The following is a 17,614-nucleotide window of genomic DNA, read 5'->3' on the forward strand; positions in this document are numbered from 1 at the left end:
CTGCTGGAAATCGCCGCCGTGCCGATCGAGATGGACGAGAACGGCCTGCTCTACCCCGGCCAGACCGCCAGCGCCCATGTGGTGCCGGCCGAGGGACTGGAGATCGACCCGAAGTCGCTGGAAGTGACCGGCATCATCCTCGACCATCCGTTCCGGCTGGCCAAGGAAGAGAAGGCGGCGTTGGACCACGTCTTCACTCCGGTGCGTGCAGCGATGAAGAAGTACGGCTGCCAGCGCGCGATCCTGGTCGGCCACAACGCGCATTTCGATCTCGGCTTCGTCAACGCCGCGGTGGCCCGTACCGGGCACAAGCGCAACCCTTTCCACCCCTTCAGCGTGTTCGACACGGTCACCCTGGCGGGCATTGCCTATGGCCAGACGGTGCTGGCACGCGCGGCCACGGCGGCCGGGCTGGGCTGGGATGCCAACGAGGCGCACAGCGCGGTGTATGACACCGAGCAGACGGCGCGGTTGTTCTGCACGATCGCCAACGCCTGGCCGCGGTGAAGCAGCCAACGGCGGAGCCCCTCGTGGCGGGCTGACAGCGATTCCTGGGCGGGCCGGGCGGGTGGACTGCGCAGGGGACGCTGCAAGTACATCCCTGTAAGCTCGGTCGCCGCATCCATGCGGCTCACGCCCCTGTGCAGCCCACCCGCCCGGCCACGGACAGTTTCCCGGGCGCCACGGAAAGATCAGAAAAGCGGGAGCAACAGCGGGTCGCTGCGCTCGATGGATCCTGCCGGCTAGGGCTGTGGTGAGTCACCTTTTTGGTGGGTGCCGACCGTTGGTCGGCACGCCGATTGGTACGGCAATGCCAGTAGATCCACGCCATGCGTGGATGCTTTGCATTGGATCAACCGATGCTCGTGCGATCCCTGCCGTCACTCTTCGCGCGGTACAACGCGCGGTCGGCGCGCTGGTACAGCAGTGCCGGGGTGCGGTCGTCGCCGTCCAGTTCCACCAGGCCGGCGCTGAAGGTCACCCGCAGGCCGGGGATGCCGGCCCAGTCCGGGTGGTCATGGAACAGGCCACGCAGGCGCGCGCACAGCTGCGCCGCTTCCTCCAGCCGGGTGTCATTGAGCAGCAGCGCGAATTCTTCGCCGCCGGTGCGTGCCGGCAGGTCCGAATCGCGGCTGGCGGCAGCGATCACCTGGGCCACTTCCACCAGTACCGCATCACCGATGCTGTGGCTGTGCTGGTCGTTGACGTCCTTGAAGTGGTCGATGTCCAGCACCACCAGGCAAAGCGGATGGCCGCTGCGCTGGGCGCGGGCGAAGTCGCGGGCCAGCGCCTCGTCGAAGCCGCGACGGTTGGCCAGCCGGGTCAGCGCGTCTTCGCGGGCCTGCCGTTCGAACGCCTCGGCCTGCCGCGCCAGGCGCTCGGCCAGCTCGGTCTTCTCCTGGTTCAGCGCCTGCAGGTGCACGGTCTGCGCCTGCAGGTCGAAGGTGGCCTCGTCCACGCGCCGTGCCAGGCGCAGGTTGCTGGCCTTGTACTGCTGCAGCAGGAAGCGGTACAGCGCCACCAGCGCGGACAGCAGCACCAGCCCGATCAGCGCCTGCACGCTGTGCCGCTGCCACCAGAACGGCTCGACGGTAAAGCTCCACACTGCTTCCTGATGCCCCCAACTGCCACCCGGGTGCGCGGCGGCCACGTGCAGCGTGTAATCACCCGGCGGCAGGCCGACGAATTCCACGCTGCGCTGCGGGCCACGTTCCACCCAGCCGTTGTCCAGCCCCTCCAGCCGTGTGCGGTAGCGGATGCGGTCGGACATCAGGTAGCTCAGGCCCACGTAGCTCACCGCAAGCCGTCGCCCACCGGGAATCAGGTTGCGCTCGGGGCCTTCCCAGTGCACCGGTGCACCGTCGACCTGTACGTTCTCGATTGCCGCAGGCGGTGCCGGGCGTTCACGGAAACGCTGCAGCCGCTGCGGATCGACCGTGCTCAAGCCACCGGCGGTCACCACCCAGAACGTGCCGTCCTGGCGCAGGATCGCCGAGGGACCGGAGCTGCCGTTGGCCTGCGCATTGGCCATGCCGTCGATCTCGTTGTAACGCTCCACCGTGACCCGCGGCGCGCGTCCGTCGGCCACGGCGTTGAGCGTGGCCATGTCGGTGCGCAGTACTCCGCGGTTGCTGCTGATCCACACGTTGCCCAGTCGGTCGGGCACCAGCTGGAACACCGCGTCCACCGGCATGCCCTGCTCCAGGCCCACCCGTGCCAGCGTCCCCGCCTGCCAGCGGTACAGCCCACGGTCACTGCTGATCCACATCGCATCGCCGATCTGGTGGAAGCCGAACACGCTGCGGCCACCGCCCAGCGGCGCCAGGTCGATCGACTGCACCTGGTCACCGCGCAGCACGCGGACGCCTTCAATGGTGCCGATCCACAGATTTCCCTGGTGATCGTGTTCCAGCGCGGTGGTCAGGCCTCCCGGCATGCCAGGAACGGTGGGCACGGTTACCTGGTCACCCTCGATGCGGACCACGCCCTTCTGCGTCCCCGCCCAGACCACGCCGTCAGGCGCGATGCTGATCGCACGGATGTTGCCGCCAGGCAGGCCATCGGCCGCCGCGTAGTTGTGGCGAAGCCGTCCATCGGCGTGCAAGCGGTAGATGCCGTCGCCGAAGGTGCCCACCCACAGATCGCCGCCGGCATCCTGCGCCAGGCTCAGCACCGAAGGCGCCTTGCCACCGCGGTTGTGCAGCGGTATCGCGCGGAATCGACCGTCGGCGGTCTGCAGGTCCAGGCCGCTGGCGCTGCCCACCCACAGGTGGCGGTCCCGGTCTTCGAGCACCGTGCGCACGTAGTCGCCGCTGAGGCCATCGCGTTCGGTGTAACTGCTGAACAGGGTTTCGCGCAGGCGGTACAGGCCGCCATTGGCACCCACCCAGATGCTGCCCTCGGCGTCTTCACGCAGGCTGACCACGCGCCCGCCGGGCAGGTTCAGGCCCGCCGGCAGGCGCTCCAGGCCATGCGCCGAGATGCGTAGCAGGCCCTGGTTCTCGGTGCCCAGCCACAGGTCGCCATGGCGGTCCTGCAGCATGGCGGTCAAGTGCAGCTGGCCGGGCAGCCGGTGCACCAGCACCAGACGATCATCCTCCACCCGGTACAGGCGCTCGCCCGCGACGATCCACAGCGCCCCATCGGGCGCGCGATAGGGCCACGACAGGCCCTTGTCCACGCCCCACGCCGCCGGCGCGCGCTGCAGTACGCCGTCGGTGTCGCGCAGCACCAGGCCGTCAAGGGTGCCGATCCAGACTCGGTCCTGCGCGTCGACCGCCATCTTGGTGAAACTCATCGCCAACGGCAGGTCCGGCGGCGGGCGCTGGTAGACGATGCCCTTGTCCGGGGTCAGATAGCCAATGCCCTTGCCCTCGTACAACAGCCACAGGCGCCCTTGGCTGTCCATCTGCATGGACTGGATCAGCACCTGCGGCGTATCCGGTTGATGTTCCCAGACCCGCCACTGGCCGTCGCTGCCGCGGTGGCTGACATTGCCGCGCGAATCGCTGATCCACAGACCGCCCTGCGGGTCGACCAGCAGCGCGCCGATGCCGTTGTCGCGCAGCCCCGGCCGGGTGCTGCGGTCGAACACGGTGAAATCCAGGCCGTTGTAGCGCACCAGGCCTTCCCAGGTGGCGAACCACAGGTGGCCTTCCGGGGTCTGCGCGATGTCGCGCAGCGAGTTGTGCGGCAGACCATTGCGCGAGGTCCACACGTCGATGGCGTAGTCGCGCAACGGCGGCGCGCCACTCTGCGCGGCCAGTGGCGTGGCAATCGCCAGCAACAGCCACAGCACACCCACCCGCAGCAGGCGACCGATGTTCTCCGCGTGGCGCCCCGCCCGGCGCCTGCCCGCCCCCTGCCCGCCCATCAGCGCAGCGGCGGCGGCCAGCTGCGGATGCCGGTGGCGGCAGCAGACGCGAACAGGGACAGCCGCACCGCGCAGGGCGGCATGCCGGCAGGAACAGGCAGGCTCATCGGACGAAGAATGGGGAAGTACGCAGATGATAGGGCAAACCCTGTCACCGGCGTCACCGCGCCCGGGCAGCCCGGCGCAACCGGGCCGGGTCCGGGATCAATGCCGCTACCGCGCCTCGGCGCTGGTCGACCACTGCACCACCGCTTCCAGCCCACCTTCGGGGCGGTTGCGCAACCACAGTCGGCCCCCGTCCTTCTCGGCCAGCGCGCGGGCGATGGTCAGGCCCAGGCCGGCACCGCCGGTCTCGCGCGAACGGGATGTCTCCACGCGCACGAACGGGTCGAACACCGCTTCCAGCTGGTCATCGGCCAGCCCGGGGCCATCATCGGCGATGACCACCGTGATCGTGCCCTCGCCGCGCTCGACACGTACCCGGGCGCGTTGCGCATACATCACCGCGTTGTCCACCAGGTTGGAGAACAAGCGATGCATCGCCAGCGGGCGCAGCATCAGCACCGCGCCGCTGCGGCCTTCAAAGACGACGTCGGCGCCGTCCTCGGCAGTGTCCTCGACGATGCTCTCCAGCAGCGAATCCAGGTCCAGCGCGGCGCGCTGTTCGGCACTCTCCGCACTCCGGGCCAGTTCCAGCCCCTCGCGTACCAGTGCCTGCATCGCAGCCAGGTCGCCGATCAGGCGCTCGCGCAGCGTCTCGTCGGTCACGTTTTCCAGGCGCAGGCGCAGCCGGGTCAGCGGCGTCTGCAGGTCGTGGGTGATCGCCGCCAGCATCTGCGTACGTTCGGCCAGGTGGCGCTGCAGCCGATGCTGCATGGCATTGAAGGCTTCGGCGGCGCGCTGCACCTCACGCGGCCCGCGCAGCGGTAAAGGTGCCCGCTGCAGGTCATCGCCCAGGTCCTCGGCGGCGGCCGCCAGCTCCTGCAGCGGCGCACTGGCCATGCGTGCAACCACGTAGGCCAGCACGGCAATGGCCAGTACCAGCAGGGTCAGGAACAGCGGGTCCACGGCAAGGATGCCGTTGTGCGCGATCGCCGGCGAATCCAGGGCGAGCTTCAGCAACGTGCCGTCGTTGAGCACCACGTCCACCGCCCGGCACTTGGGCGGGATGAAGGTGGGATCGCGTTCGTGTGGCGGCTTGCGGTGGCCCGGCGGCGGTGGCGGCAGCAGGTCCTGCAGCTTGGGAATGCACGAACGGAACGAGGCGAAGTGCACATGCGCCCGCGACACCGGGCCCGGGCGGTCTTCCAGTACTTCCATCAGCGCCTTGTCGGCCCGCCCGATGCGCGCGCCGGGCTGCAGTGCCCGCACGCTGGGGCCACCGATCTCCAGCAGCCGCTCGCGCAGCTCCGGGTTGCCGTCGAGCAGGTTGATGTAGCCCTGCAGGCGGTCGGCGATGCGGTTCAGGTTCTGCCGCTCGAATTCCTGCTGCCGCTTGGAACTGGCCAGCATGGTCGCGCCGATCGCGGCCACGCTCATGCCCAGCAGCAGGATCACGAACAGCCGTCCGACCATCGAGGACAGGAAGTGGCGCAGGCGCTTCATCGCGGCTTATTCCAGGTTGACGGCCGAGGCCAGCACATAGCCTTCGTTGCGCACGGTCTTGATCAGGCCATCGGGGCCACCGTCATCAGCCAGCTTGTTGCGCAGCCGGCTGACCTGCAGGTCGATCGCCCGGTCCTGCGCTTCGTAGTTGCGGCCGCTGCTGAGGGCCACCAGCTGCTCGCGCGAGAGCACCTTGTTGGCATGGGCGATGAACACCCGCAGCAGGCGGAATTCGGCGCCGGACAGCACCACCACGCGCCCGTCCGGATCGACCAGGTGGCGATGCTCCAGGTCGAAGATCCAGCGTGAGAAACGCGCACGGCGCACCGCCAGCGGTTCCAGGTTGGCCGGCAGCGCTTCGGTACGGCGCAGCACGTTGCGGATGCGCGCCAGCAGTTCACGCGGCTCGAACGGCTTGGCCAGGTAGTCGTCGGCGCCCATTTCCAGGCCGAGTACGCGGTCGATCGGCTCGGCGCGCGCGGTGAGCATGATCACCGGCGTGTTCGAGCGCGCGCGAAGGTCGCGACACAGGGTCAGGCCATCCTCGCGCGGCAGGTTGAGGTCGAGCACGATCAGGTCCACGTGTTCGCGTTCCAGCAGCTGGCGCATGCTGGTGCCATCGGCGGCGGTGCTGACCTGGTAGCCAGCACGGCCGAGCTGCTCGGCCAGCAGGGTGCGGATATCGTTGTCGTCATCGACGATCAGCAAACGGTGCATCGGGTTATCAGTCTCCATGTCGCGAATCATCCCGTGTCGGCAGCTGAACCGCATCCAGGCCAATGCGTACCACTGTATCCCCTGCAGTGCGGGATACCTGCCGATACGCAGTCTCGCAGACAGTGTTACATAGAGACACACCCCGAGGATTGAGCACAGCGTCGCTCGATCTTCACAATGCCCACCAACGCCGCCGCTGCGGCCCCCAGAGTGAAGCCGCCACGTGATCTCCCGCCTGTTGCCCGCGACCCGCAAGGGTCGCCTGATGTTGATCGCCCTGATTGTCCTGATCGCCGCTGTATCCGCCTGGTGGCTGCTGCGCAAGCCTGCCGCACCGGCGCTGGCGACCACCCCGGTCAGCCGCGGCGACATCGAGCAGACGGTGGAAGCTACCGGCGTGATCGACGCCTACAAGCTGGTCAGCGTCGGCGCGCAGGCCTCCGGCCAGATCAAATCGCTGAAGGTGCAGCTGGGCGATACGGTGAAGGAAGGCGACCTGATCGCCGAGATCGACGCCACCACCCAGCAGAACCAGGTGCTCAACGCGCAGGCCTCGCTGGACCAGGTGACCGCGCAGCGCGCAGTGCAGCAGGCCACCCTGCGCCAGGCCGAACTGGAGTTCGCACGCCAGCAGYAGATGCTGGCTGCCGAAGCCACTTCGCGCCAGGAATACGACGCCGCCGAGGCCCAGCTGAAGACCGCGCGTGCGCAGCTGCAGTCCTACGAGGCGCAGATCAAGGGCCGCGAAACCGAACTGGGCACTGCCCGTGCCAACCTGGCCTATACCCGCATCGTCGCGCCGATGGACGGCACCGTGGTGGCGGTAGTGGCCGAGGAAGGCCGCACGGTGAACGCCAACCAGACCGCGCCGACCATCGTGATGCTGGCACGGCTGGACGTGGTGACCGTCAATGCCGAGGTGTCCGAGGCCGACGTGGTCAAGATCAAGGCCGGCATGCCGGTGTACTTCACCACGCTGGGTGACCCGGACCGCAAGTACCACGCCACGCTGCGGCAGATCAATCCGGCACCGGCGTCGATCGCCAACGAAAGCTCGTCCAGTTCCAGCAGCTCGTCCAGTTCCAGCTCCAGCAGCGCGGTCTACTACAACGCGTTGTTCGACGTCGAAAACCCCGATGGCACCCTGCGCATCGACATGACCGCACAGGTATCGGTGCTGCTCAAGCAGGCCAAGGGCGTGCTGATGGTGCCGGCCGTTGCACTGGGACCGAAGTCGCGCGATGGCGAGCGCATCGTGCGGGTGGTCGACGACAAGGGCCAGCCGCAGCCGCGCAAGATCAAGGTCGGCATCAACAACGGCGCCAACGTCGAGGTCCTGTCCGGCCTGAAGGAAGGCGAGCGCGTGGTGGTCGGCGAAGGCGGCGCTGCGGCAGCCGCTGGCGGCGGCAACCGTGGCGGCATGCAGATGCGGGTCGGCGGCCCGGGCATGGGGCGCCGATGAGCATGACGGCGCCACTGCTGCGCCTGCGCGACCTTCGACGCGAATTCCCGGCCGGTGAAGATGTCATCGCCGTGCTGCGCGACGTCAACCTGGACATCCATGCCGGGGAGATGGTGGCGATCGTCGGCCAATCCGGGTCGGGCAAGTCCACGTTGATGAACATCCTCGGCTGCCTGGACCGCCCGACCCGTGGCAGCTACCAGGTGGCGGGCCGCGAGACCGGGAAAATGGCGCCCGACGAGCTGGCCGAGCTGCGCCGCGAGCACTTCGGTTTCATCTTCCAGCGCTACCACCTGCTGGGTGATCTCGACGCACGCGGCAATGTGGCCGTACCGGCGGTGTATGCCGGCAGCCCCGGCCCGGTGCGCACCGCGCGTGCCGAGCAGCTGCTGCAACGGCTGGGCCTGGCCGACCGCATGCACCACAAACCCGGGCAGCTGTCCGGTGGCCAGCAGCAGCGCGTGTCGATCGCGCGCGCGTTGATGAACGGTGGCGAGGTGATCCTGGCCGACGAACCGACCGGCGCCCTGGACACGAAATCCGGCGAAGAGGTGATGGCCATCCTCGGTGAACTGCATGCCGAAGGCCACACCATCATCATCGTCACCCACGACATGAGCGTGGCCGAGCACGCAYAGCGCATCATCGAGATCCGCGACGGCGAGATCATCGCCGACCGTGCCAATCCGGCCGCGCCCAGCTACCGTGCGCAACGCGAGCCGAGCGCTGGCGTGGCCCATGGCAGCAGCTGGCAGGCCGCCCGCGACCGCTTCACCGAAGCGTTCCGGATGGCCCTGCTGGCGATGAACGCCCATCGCCTGCGCACCTTCCTGACCATGCTCGGCATCATCATCGGCATCGCTTCGGTGGTCTCGGTGGTGGCACTGGGCAACGGTTCGCAGCAGCAGATCCTGCAGAACATCAGCGCGCTGGGCACCAACACCATCGACGTCTACCCCGGTCGCGGCTTCGGCGACATGCGTTCGGCGCGGGTGCAGACCCTCAAGGCCAGCGATGCCGATGCCCTGTCACGGCAGAGCTACGTCGACAGCGCCACCCCCAGCGTGTCCAGTTCGGTCACCGCGCGCTACCGCAACCAGTCGGCCACCGCGCAGATCAGCGGCGTCGGCGAGCAGTACTTCCGGGTGAAGGGCGTGAGCCTGCTCAGCGGCAGCTTCTTCGACACCGACGCGGTGAAGGGGCTGGGCCAGGTGGCGGTGATCGATGAGAACACCCGGACCCAGTTCTTCCCCGACAGCGATCCGATCGGCCAGGTGATCCTGCTCGGCAACGTGCCGGTGCGGGTGGTCGGCGTGGCCAAGAAGCAGAGCTTCGGTTTCGGCGGCAGCACCAGCCTGAGCGTGTTCGTGCCCTACACCACGGTGATGTCGCGCATGCTCGGGCAGAGCCACGTTTCCAGCATCACCGTGCGGGTGAACGATGAAACGCCGATGGATGCGGCACAGGAAGCGATCACCCGGCTGCTGACCATGCGCCACGGCACCGAGGACTTCTTCCTCAGCAACAGCGCCGAGATCCGCGACACCATCGAACAGACCACGCGCACGATGACCCTGCTGATCGGCGCCATTGCCGCCATCGCGCTGCTGGTCGGTGGCATCGGCGTGATGAACATCATGCTGGTCTCGGTGACCGAGCGCACCCGCGAGATCGGCGTGCGCATGGCGGTGGGGGCGCGGCAGAGCGACATCCGCCAGCAGTTCCTGATCGAAGCGGTGCTGGTATGCCTGCTCGGCGGATTGCTTGGCATCGGCCTGGCACTGCTGATGGGCGTGTTGATCGGCCGGTTCGCCAGTGATTTCCAGGTGCTGTTCTCCACCGCTTCCATCATTGCCGCCTTCGCCTGCTCGACCCTGATCGGCGTGGCGTTCGGCTTCCTGCCGGCACGCAGTGCCGCCCAGCTCGACCCGGTGGAGGCCCTGGCCCGCGAATGAAGATGATGACCCGACTGCCCTTCCCCGCTCCCTCGCGCCTGCTGCTGTCCGGCGCCGTGCTGCTTGCACTCTCCGCCTGCGCTTCCGTGGGCCGCTATCCGGTCGAAGACCCCAGCGTTGCCGCCACCTATGGTCGTGGCGATGCGACCCTCAACGCACCGGCCGACGACCCACGCAGTGGCCTGGATACGCCGGCCCGCGACATCCGCCAGGACAACTGGTGGACCGGCTTCGGCGATGAGCGCCTCGACCGCCTCGTCGCGCAGGCGCTTGCCGCCAACAGCGACCTCGGTGCGGCCGGGCTGGCGGTGCAGCGTGCACGCCTGCAGGCCGGGCTGGCCAGCAACGCGCTGTGGCCGCAGCCTTCGTCGTCCGGCGTGAGCGGCAGCGGCAGCCGCGCCACCGACCAGGCCGACGACTGGCGCCGCAGCTATTCCACCGGCGTGTCGCTGGGGTGGGAAATCGATCTGTGGGGCCGCCTGCGCAGCCAGCGCGACATCGCCCGCTGGGAGGCCGACGCCAGCGAAGAAGACCGGCAGAACACCGCCCTGCTGGTGATCGGCGATGTCATCAACCAGTACTGGGCACTGGCCTACCTCAACCAGTCCATCGCCACCGGCCAGGCCAACCTTGAGCGGCTGCAGCGCACGCACGAACTGGTACAGGCGCGCTTCGATGCCGGTGCGGTTTCGCGCCTGGAAGTACGCCAGGCCCTGCAGAACCTGCAGTCGCAGCGTTCGGCGCAGAGTGCGCTGGAACAACAGCGGGTGGAGGTGCGCAACGCGCTGACCGTGCTGCTGGATGGCACGCCGTGGCCGCAGCAGGACGAACCGCAGAACCTGCTGGAGGCGCAGAGCCCGAGCATTGCCGAAGGCCTGCCCGCCGACCTRCTCGGCCGCCGGCCCGACCTGCGCGCGGCCGAACTGCGGCTGCGCAACAGCCTGAAGACGATCCGGGTGACCGCCACCCAGTACTACCCGGCACTGAGTCTTACCGGCAGCCTGGGTTCCAGCGCCACCTCGCTGGGCGATGTGCTGCGCAATCCGGTGGCGACGCTGGGAGCTGGGCTGTCGCTGCCCTTCCTCAACCTGCAGCGCGCGCAGCTGGATACGGACGTGGCCGGCACCAACTACCAGATCGCCGCCACCAACTTCCGCAAGACGCTGTACACCGCGCTGTCGGAGGTGGACAACGCCTTGTCCGCACGCGAGCAGCTGCTGCGCCAGGTAACCGCGTCGCAGGCGTCCTACGATGAAGCGGTGGAAGTGGAACGTGCGCAGGAAGTGCGCTATCGCGTGGGCGCCACCGATCTGCGCACCTGGCTGGAAGCGCAGCAGACCCGGCGCGACGCGGAACTGTCACTGGCACGGGTGCGGCAGAGCCAGTTGAACAACGACGTGACGCTGTTCAAGGCACTGGGAGGGAGTGCGGGGTAAGGCGTCCGGAGCGCCAACCAAGGTTGGCGACTACCGCCTGCCCGGTAGGTGTCGCCCTTGGTCGACACGGCGGATCAGAAAAAAGGGTCAGATCCCTTTCCCGTGGGAAAGGGATCTGACCCCGATCAGGTCTCCGCAGCTGTCGATCAACCGCGCTGGCGCACGGCCTCGAACAGGCTGACGCCGGCAGCAACCGAGACGTTCAGGCTCTCGATCTCGCCCGGCATCGGAATCTTGACCAAGCCATCGCAGTTTTCGCGGGTCAGGCGGCGCAGGCCGTCGGCTTCGCCGCCCAGCACCAGGGCGATGTTGCCCTTCAGGTCCAGCTGGTACAGCGACGCAGTCGCCTCACCGGCCAGGCCGTAGATCCACACGCCCTGCTTCTGCAGGTCCTTCAGGCAGCGCGACAGGTTGGTCACCGCCACCACCGGAATAAGGTCGGCAGCGCCGGCCGAGGTCTTGCGCACGGTGGCATTGACCGTGGCCGACTTGTCCTTGGGAATGATCACGGCGGTGGCGCCGGCAGCGGCGGCCGAGCGCAGGCAGGCGCCGAGATTGTGCGGGTCCTGCACCTCGTCCAGCACCAGCAGCAGGGCCTTGCCTTCCGYAGCCGTGACCAGCCCTTCCAGCTCGTTCTCGTTGTAGGTGCGGGCGGCGGCATAGCGTGCGGCCACGCCCTGGTGGCGCACCGAACCGCCCACGCCGTCCAGCGCCTGGCTGTTGACCTTGCGCACGTCGATGCCCTTGCGGCGGGCGTTTTCCTCGATTTCGACCAGGCGCGGGTTCTTCGCACCGGCCTCGACCAGCACTTCGCGGACGTTCTCGGCGTCGTTCTCGATGGAGGAGGCGACGGCGTTGACGCCGACGATCCACTGGCTGTTCTTGCTCATGCGGGCAGGACCGGAAAGGGGGTGGCTATGGTAGAGCATCGGCGGACGCGGCGCTGCGGCGGCTGGCCGGTAGCGCCGGGCCATGCCCGGCGACCGTTGTCCGTCGCCCCCGCCGGGCAAGGCCCGGCGCTACCCGCGCGTGCGCGGCGGCCAGTGCGGGGTGTCGTGGTCGGGATGCTGGTGGGAAACGACCGTGGCCAGGAATTCCAGCGCGGCCATGTCCTGTTCCGTACGGCGTGCCGGCAGCCGGCCCAGCCCATCGACGAAGGGCAGCTTGCGCTCGACGCCGTACTGAAGGGTTGGCGGCAGTCGTTCAGGCTGGTCGAACGCACCGGCGGCCACCGCCACGCCATCGGGGGCCTCATAGGTCAACGGCGTGCCGCAGTCGGCGCAGAAGCCGCGCCGCACTACGTTGGACGACTGGAAATAGCGCGGTTGGCCACGGGTCCAGCTGAACTGCACACCGCGCACCGACACCAGCGGCGCGTAGTAGGCGCCGAAGGCCTTCTGGCACATCCGGCAGTGGCAGATCGAGCTGTCGGTGAGCTCGCCCCGCGCCTGGAAGCGGATCGCGCCGCACTGGCAGCCGCCGCTGTATTCGGGTTGGCCCTGCATTGCTGCTTTCCTCCGGAACATCGTGTCGACCAAGGTCGACACCTACCGATGGGGAGCGTGTCGAGCAAGGTCGACACCTACCGATGGGGACGTGCCGCCCGGGACCGGCGCCTACCGGGATGGTCGGCGCCGGCGTGGCAGGTGCCGACCGTTGGTCGGCACACCTTTCAGTACTTCTTCTTCGCGCGCTTGGCTGGCTTGCCGCGCTCGGGCAGCGGGGCCGGGCCTGCTTCCTCTTCCTCGCCCTTGTGCTCGACCAGGCGGAAGTCGATCTTGCGTTCTTCCATGCTGGCCTTCAGCACCAGGATGCGCACCTGGTCACCCAGCCGGTAACTGCTGCCGCGACGCTCGCCGGTCAGTGTCTTGCGGGTCGCGTCGAACTTGTAATAGTCCTGCGGCAACTGGGTCACGTGCACCAGGCCCTGCACCTTCGAGTCGGCCAACTCCACGAACAGGCCGAAGCTGGTCACGCCGCTGATCACGCCGTCGAACTGGCCACCGACGTGTTTTTCCATCCATGCCGCGCGGTAACGCTCATCCACTTCGCGTTCGGCCTCATCGGCGCGACGCTCACGCTCGGAACACTGCAGTGCCAGTGCTGCCATCTCGCGGGCGGTGTAGGTGAACTTGTCCAGCGGCTTGCCCGACAGCGCATGCTTGATCGCCCGGTGCACCAGCAGATCCGGGTAACGACGGATCGGCGAGGTGAAGTGCGCATACGCTTCCAGCGCCAGGCCGAAGTGGCCGTTGTTGTCGGGGCTGTACACGGCCAGGCTCTGGCTGCGCAGCAGCACCGATTCCAGCAGCGTGGCGTCGGGACGGTCGCGGATCTTCTTCAGCAGCTTGGTGTAATCACCCGGGCGCACCTTCGACCACGGCGGCAGGCTCAGCTTGAACTCCTTGAGGAATTCCAGCAGATCGGCGTACTTGGTCTCCGGCGGCTTCTCGTGCACGCGGTAAGGCGCCGGCACATGGCGCGACAGCAGGTACTTGGCCGCCTCCACGTTGGCCGCGATCATGCATTCCTCGATCAGCTTGTGCGCATCGTTGCGCACCAGCATGCCGGCCTGGGTGACTTCACCGCGGTTGTCGAGTACGAAGCGGACTTCACTGCTTTCAAACTCGATCGCGCCACGCTTGCTGCGCGCCTTGGACAGCACCTTGTACAGCTGGTGCAGGCGCTGCACCTGCGGCAGCAGGTCGCCGATGAAGGCCTTCGCACCGGCATCGTCCTCGCCCACCGCCTGCCACACCTGTGTGTAGGTCAGGCGCGCATGCGAATTCATCACCGCTTCGTAGAAGCGCGAGCCGGTCACCTGGCCCTCGCGRTCGATCTGCATGTCGCAGACGAAGCACATGCGGTCGACCTTCGGCATCAGCGAGCAGATGCCGTTGGACAGCGTTTCCGGCAGCATCGGCACCACGAAGCCCGGGAAGTACACCGAGGTGGCGCGCTTCTGTGCTTCATCGTCCAGCGGCGTGCCGGGACGGACATAGTTGGAGACATCGGCAATGGCCACCACCAGGCGGAAGCCATCGGCGTTCGGCTCGCAGTACACCGCGTCGTCGAAGTCCTTGGCGTCCTCGCCATCGATGGTCACCAGCGGCGTGCTGCGCAGGTCGACGCGGCCGCCGATCATCGCCGGCTCGACCACCAGCGGTACCGAGGCGGCTTCGTCCAGCACCTCCTGCGGGAACTCGAACGGCAGCTCGTGGCCGTGGATCGCGGTTTCCACCACCAGCGAGGCAGTCAGCTTGTCGCCGAGCACGGCGATGATGCGACCGATCGGCGGACGGCGGCTGTCCGGTGCCTGGGTCAGTTCGCAGACGACCAGCTGGCCATCGTTCGCGCCGCCGGTCTGGTCCGGCGGTACCTGCACGTTGCGCTGGATGCGCTTGTCATCGGGCACCACGTAGTTGATGCCCATCTCGACGCTGAAGCGGCCGATCAGGCGCGTCATGCCGCGCTCGAGCACGCGGGCGATGCTGCCTTCGCGACGGCCGCGGTGGTCAATGCCGGTGACACGTGCCAGCACCTTGTCGCCGTGCATCACCTTGCGCATTTCATAGGGCGGCAGGAACAGATCGTCACCGCCCTCGACCGGGCGCAGGAAGCCGAACCCTTCCGGATTGGCGATCACCACGCCGGTGACCAGGTTCAACGTCTGGATGGGCGCGAAGCCGCCGCGGCGGTTCTGCACCAGCTGGCCGTCGCGGACCATGGCGCCAAGCCGGCGCGACAGCGCTTCGGCACGGTCCGGTGCGGTCAGGCCCAGGCGCGCGCCGAGTTCCTCAGCCGTCTGCGGCCCTTCGCAGCGTTCCAGCAGGGCCAGGATGGCCTCGCGGCTGGCAATGGGTTGTTCGTACTTTTCCGCTTCGCGGGAGGCGTAGGGATCATCGATCACCTTGCCCGCCGGTGGCAGCTTGCGACCCGTTGCCGGGCCCGGCGGCTCGGCGTTGCGGCGGCCACGCCCCGGAGGCGGTGCACCGCCTTCGGCCAGTGCGGGGAGCCAGCCCGGCAACGGCTTGCCCGGCTTGTTGTTGCGGGCAGTGCCCTGCTTGGTGCCCTTGTTGGGGGCTTCACTGCGGGACTTGCTCCCGCCCTTGCTTGGTTTTTTGGTAGTCATCGCCCTCCATGGTAGCCGCTGTGGGCGTGCAGAACGGGTCAGCGCCCGTCTTTGAACAATCGGGTGAAAAACGTTCACAAAATCGTTGACAGCCTGCGTGTTCATCTTCACAATTGCGCCTCTGGAACGCCCAGATGGCGGAATTGGTAGACGCACTAGTTTCAGGTACTAGCGGGTAAAACCGTGGAGGTTCGAGTCCTCTTCTGGGCACCAACGAAAAAACTCCTCGCTTCGGCGGGGATTTTTTTTGCCTGTAATCCGGCTGCCGCACCCATCCACGCATGGCGTGGATCTACTGAGCGCGTTGGACGCAGGAATTTCAGAAGGGTGTTGACACCTCCGTCACGGCACCCCATAATTCTCCTCCTCGACGCCCAGGTGGCGGAATTGGTAGACGCACTAGCTTCAGGTGCTAGCGGGGGCAACTTCGTGGAGGTTCGAGTCCTCTCCTGGGCACCATGTCGAGAATGAAAAACACCCGCGAAAGCGGGTTTTTTCTTGTCTGGCGTCCGGTCGGCATCACCACCACGAACGCAGCATCAGCTCCAGGCCCAGCAGCAGCAGGAAGCCGAGGAAGCAGGCACGGAACACGCGCGCACTGATGCGCTGGCGGATCACCTGCCCCAGCCACATGCCCAGCAGCGCCGGCAGCACCGCCAGCGCGCTCAATCCCAGTTGCTGCACGCCAAACGCACCGTTGAGCACCAGCCCGGTGGTCAGCGAGATCGTCGAGACGGTGAACGCCAGGCCCAGTGCCTGCACCAGCTCCTCGCGCTGCAGGCCCAGCGACTGCAGGTACGGCACCGCCGGCATGACGAACACGCCGGTGGCGCCGGTGACCACGCCGGACACCGCCCCGACCAGCGGCCCCAGCCAGCGCTCGCTCCGCTGCGGTACGCGGAACACCGGCGCCACCAGTGCGTACAGCGCATACACCACCAGCGCCACGCCCAACGCGGCGCGCGAGGCATCACGATCCACCCGTACCAGCAGCGCGGCCGAGCCCAGCGTCACCACCACCACGGACAGCATCATCGGCCACAGCCGCCGCAGGGTGCGGCCCAGTGATGGCCCGGACAGCAACTGCCAGGCATTGGTGACGAAGGTGGGAATGAACAGCATCGAGGCCGCCGCCACCGGCGACAACGCGCCGCCCAGCAATCCCATCGCCACCGTCGGCAGGCCCATGCCGGTCACGCCCTTGACCACCCCGGCCAGCACGAACACCACCACCAGCAACCCATAGAAGTATGTCGTCTCGTTCATGCCGCCATTGGAGCCGGCGCCGCAGGCGCGCACAATGCGGTCTTCCCGCCTGCGCCTTCGGACCAGCCGAAGGCAGGGCCGAGCGGAGCAAACGACATGCGCTTGGACATTGCCGATCTGCGCCTGTTCCTGGCGGTGGCCGAAGCCGGCAGCATCACCGCCGGCGCGATGGAGGCGAATCTGGCACTGGGATCGGCCAGCGAACGCCTGCGCGCCATCGAAACCGACGCTGGCACGGCGCTGCTGACCCGTCACCCGCGCGGCATCAGCCTCACCGAAGCGGGTGCCGCACTGGCCCATCACGCGCGCCTGATCCTGCAGCAGCAGGCGCAGCTGCGCGGCGAACTGCAGGCGTTCGCCCACGGTGCGCGCGGCACGCTGCACCTGTACGCCAACACCGCGGCATTGACCAACTACCTGCCCGCGCGGCTGGCCCCATGGCTGGCAGAGCGCCCTCGCCTGCGCGTGGAACTGCACGAACGCACCAGCAATGAAGTCGTGCGCGCGATCCGTGCCGGCCAGGCAGAGGCCGGCATCATCAGTGACGCCGTCCCCGCCGACGGGTTGCACCGCCATGTGGTTGCGGAAGACCCGCTGATGATGCTGCTGCCGGCTGGCCATCGCTTCGCCGCGCGACGCTCGCTCGACTTCAGCGATGTGCTGGGCGAGACCTTCGTTGCCCTGGCCGACGGCAATGCGCTGCAGACCTATATCGAAGAGCTGGCGGCAGAGGCCGGACGCACGCTCGACGTGCGCATCCGCATGAAGACCTTTGAAGGCCTGTGCACGATGGTGGGCCATGGCATCGGCGTGGGCATCGCGCCGCGCACGATCGCGCGGCAACATCGGCGGGCCACCGGCATCGTCGCCGTTGCACTCGGCAACGCATGGGCACAACGCCGGCTGTGCGCCGCGTTCGCCGACTGGAAATCGCTCTCGCCACCGATGCGCAGCCTGCTGCTGCATCTGGATGTGGACGCGGAAGCCGGTGCAGAAAAAAATGTGTGAAATGGTGTTGACACATATCCAGCCTTCCTGCAAAATTCTCCTCCTGAGTCGCCCAGGTGGCGGAATTGGTAGACGCACTAGCTTCAGGTGCTAGCGGGGGCAACTTCGTGGAGGTTCGAGTCCTCTCCTGGGCACCATGACTCAGACAATGATCAAACC

At 67.6% G+C, this 17,614-nt stretch carries 12 protein-coding genes and 3 tRNA genes; 8 read left to right on the forward strand and 7 right to left on the reverse strand.

The window, feature by feature from the left end; genetic code table 11:
• The coding region (gene rnt, locus AC1DJN_RS12650; protein WP_478039276.1) for a ribonuclease T at positions 1-507 on the forward strand (507 nt) is incomplete at its 5' end.
• Positions 508-853: 346 nt separating this feature from the next.
• Here rnt and AC1DJN_RS12655 read toward each other — a convergent pair.
• The 3 genes from AC1DJN_RS12655 to AC1DJN_RS12665 form a co-directional block, all read right to left on the reverse strand.
• Positions 854-3,874, reverse strand: a complete 3,021-nt coding sequence (locus AC1DJN_RS12655; protein ID WP_442251035.1) for a two-component regulator propeller domain-containing protein — start codon at positions 3,872-3,874, stop codon at positions 854-856.
• Between the two features lie 213 nt (positions 3,875-4,087).
• The gene (locus AC1DJN_RS12660) at positions 4,088-5,479 is read right to left on the reverse strand and encodes an ATP-binding protein (RefSeq protein ID WP_025875397.1); all 1,392 of its coding nucleotides are present in this window, start codon (positions 5,477-5,479) and stop codon (positions 4,088-4,090) included.
• Between the two features lie 6 nt (positions 5,480-5,485).
• Positions 5,486-6,214 carry a response regulator gene (locus tag AC1DJN_RS12665; protein WP_032975821.1) on the reverse strand — a complete coding sequence of 243 codons (729 nt, stop codon included), beginning with the start codon at positions 6,212-6,214 and terminating at the stop codon, positions 5,486-5,488.
• Positions 6,215-6,419: 205 nt separating this feature from the next.
• On the opposite strand from AC1DJN_RS12665, the gene AC1DJN_RS12670 reads away from it, so the two are divergent.
• From AC1DJN_RS12670 to AC1DJN_RS12680, 3 genes are read left to right on the forward strand one after another with little or no spacing between them, the layout of a single operon-like run.
• A complete protein-coding gene (locus tag AC1DJN_RS12670; protein ID WP_478039277.1) occupies positions 6,420-7,658 on the forward strand; it encodes an efflux RND transporter periplasmic adaptor subunit in 1,239 nt (412 codons plus the stop codon).
• On the forward strand, positions 7,655-9,613 hold the full coding sequence (locus tag AC1DJN_RS12675) for a MacB family efflux pump subunit (protein WP_478039278.1): 1,959 nt from the start codon (positions 7,655-7,657) through the stop codon (positions 9,611-9,613). The genes AC1DJN_RS12670 and AC1DJN_RS12675 overlap by 4 nt, the downstream gene beginning before the upstream one ends.
• Positions 9,610-11,049, forward strand: a complete 1,440-nt coding sequence (locus AC1DJN_RS12680) for an efflux transporter outer membrane subunit (protein ID WP_442251034.1) — start codon at positions 9,610-9,612, stop codon at positions 11,047-11,049. Before AC1DJN_RS12675 ends, AC1DJN_RS12680 begins: the two co-directional genes overlap by 4 nt.
• 146 nt (positions 11,050-11,195) lie before the next feature.
• Here AC1DJN_RS12680 and rlmB read toward each other — a convergent pair whose 3' ends face one another.
• The 3 genes from rlmB to rnr all read right to left on the reverse strand — a co-directional run bounded on the left by rlmB (position 11,196) and on the right by rnr (position 15,181).
• Positions 11,196-11,939, reverse strand: coding sequence for a 23S rRNA (guanosine(2251)-2'-O)-methyltransferase RlmB (gene rlmB, locus AC1DJN_RS12685; RefSeq protein ID WP_478039279.1), 744 nt, complete (start codon positions 11,937-11,939; stop codon positions 11,196-11,198).
• 129 nt (positions 11,940-12,068) lie between these two features.
• Positions 12,069-12,554: a GFA family protein gene (locus AC1DJN_RS12690; protein ID WP_025875409.1), complete on the reverse strand. Its 486-nt coding sequence runs from the start codon at positions 12,552-12,554 to the stop codon at positions 12,069-12,071.
• A 167-nt stretch (positions 12,555-12,721) separates the two neighbouring features.
• On the reverse strand, positions 12,722-15,181 hold the full coding sequence (gene rnr / locus AC1DJN_RS12695) for a ribonuclease R (protein ID WP_025875411.1): 2,460 nt from the start codon (positions 15,179-15,181) through the stop codon (positions 12,722-12,724).
• A gap of 128 nt (positions 15,182-15,309) precedes the next feature.
• Here rnr and AC1DJN_RS12700 point away from each other — a divergent pair.
• Together AC1DJN_RS12700 and AC1DJN_RS12705 are read left to right on the forward strand one after the other, a co-directional pair.
• Positions 15,310-15,394, forward strand: a tRNA-Leu gene (locus tag AC1DJN_RS12700).
• Positions 15,395-15,553: 159 nt separating this feature from the next.
• A tRNA-Leu gene (locus AC1DJN_RS12705) sits at positions 15,554-15,640 on the forward strand.
• 60 nt (positions 15,641-15,700) lie between these two features.
• Here AC1DJN_RS12705 and AC1DJN_RS12710 read toward each other — a convergent pair.
• Positions 15,701-16,447: a sulfite exporter TauE/SafE family protein gene (locus AC1DJN_RS12710; protein WP_032975820.1), complete on the reverse strand. Its 747-nt coding sequence runs from the start codon at positions 16,445-16,447 to the stop codon at positions 15,701-15,703.
• A gap of 96 nt (positions 16,448-16,543) precedes the next feature.
• On the opposite strand from AC1DJN_RS12710, the gene AC1DJN_RS12715 reads away from it, so the two are divergent.
• Complete coding sequence (locus AC1DJN_RS12715; RefSeq protein WP_032975813.1) at positions 16,544-17,455, forward strand: LysR substrate-binding domain-containing protein; 912 nt, start codon at positions 16,544-16,546, stop codon at positions 17,453-17,455.
• A gap of 50 nt (positions 17,456-17,505) precedes the next feature.
• Positions 17,506-17,592 (forward strand) — tRNA-Leu (locus AC1DJN_RS12720).
• Positions 17,593-17,614: the final 22 nt, after the last annotated feature.

This window comes from Stenotrophomonas sp. 05L414_2 (genome assembly GCF_056397905.1).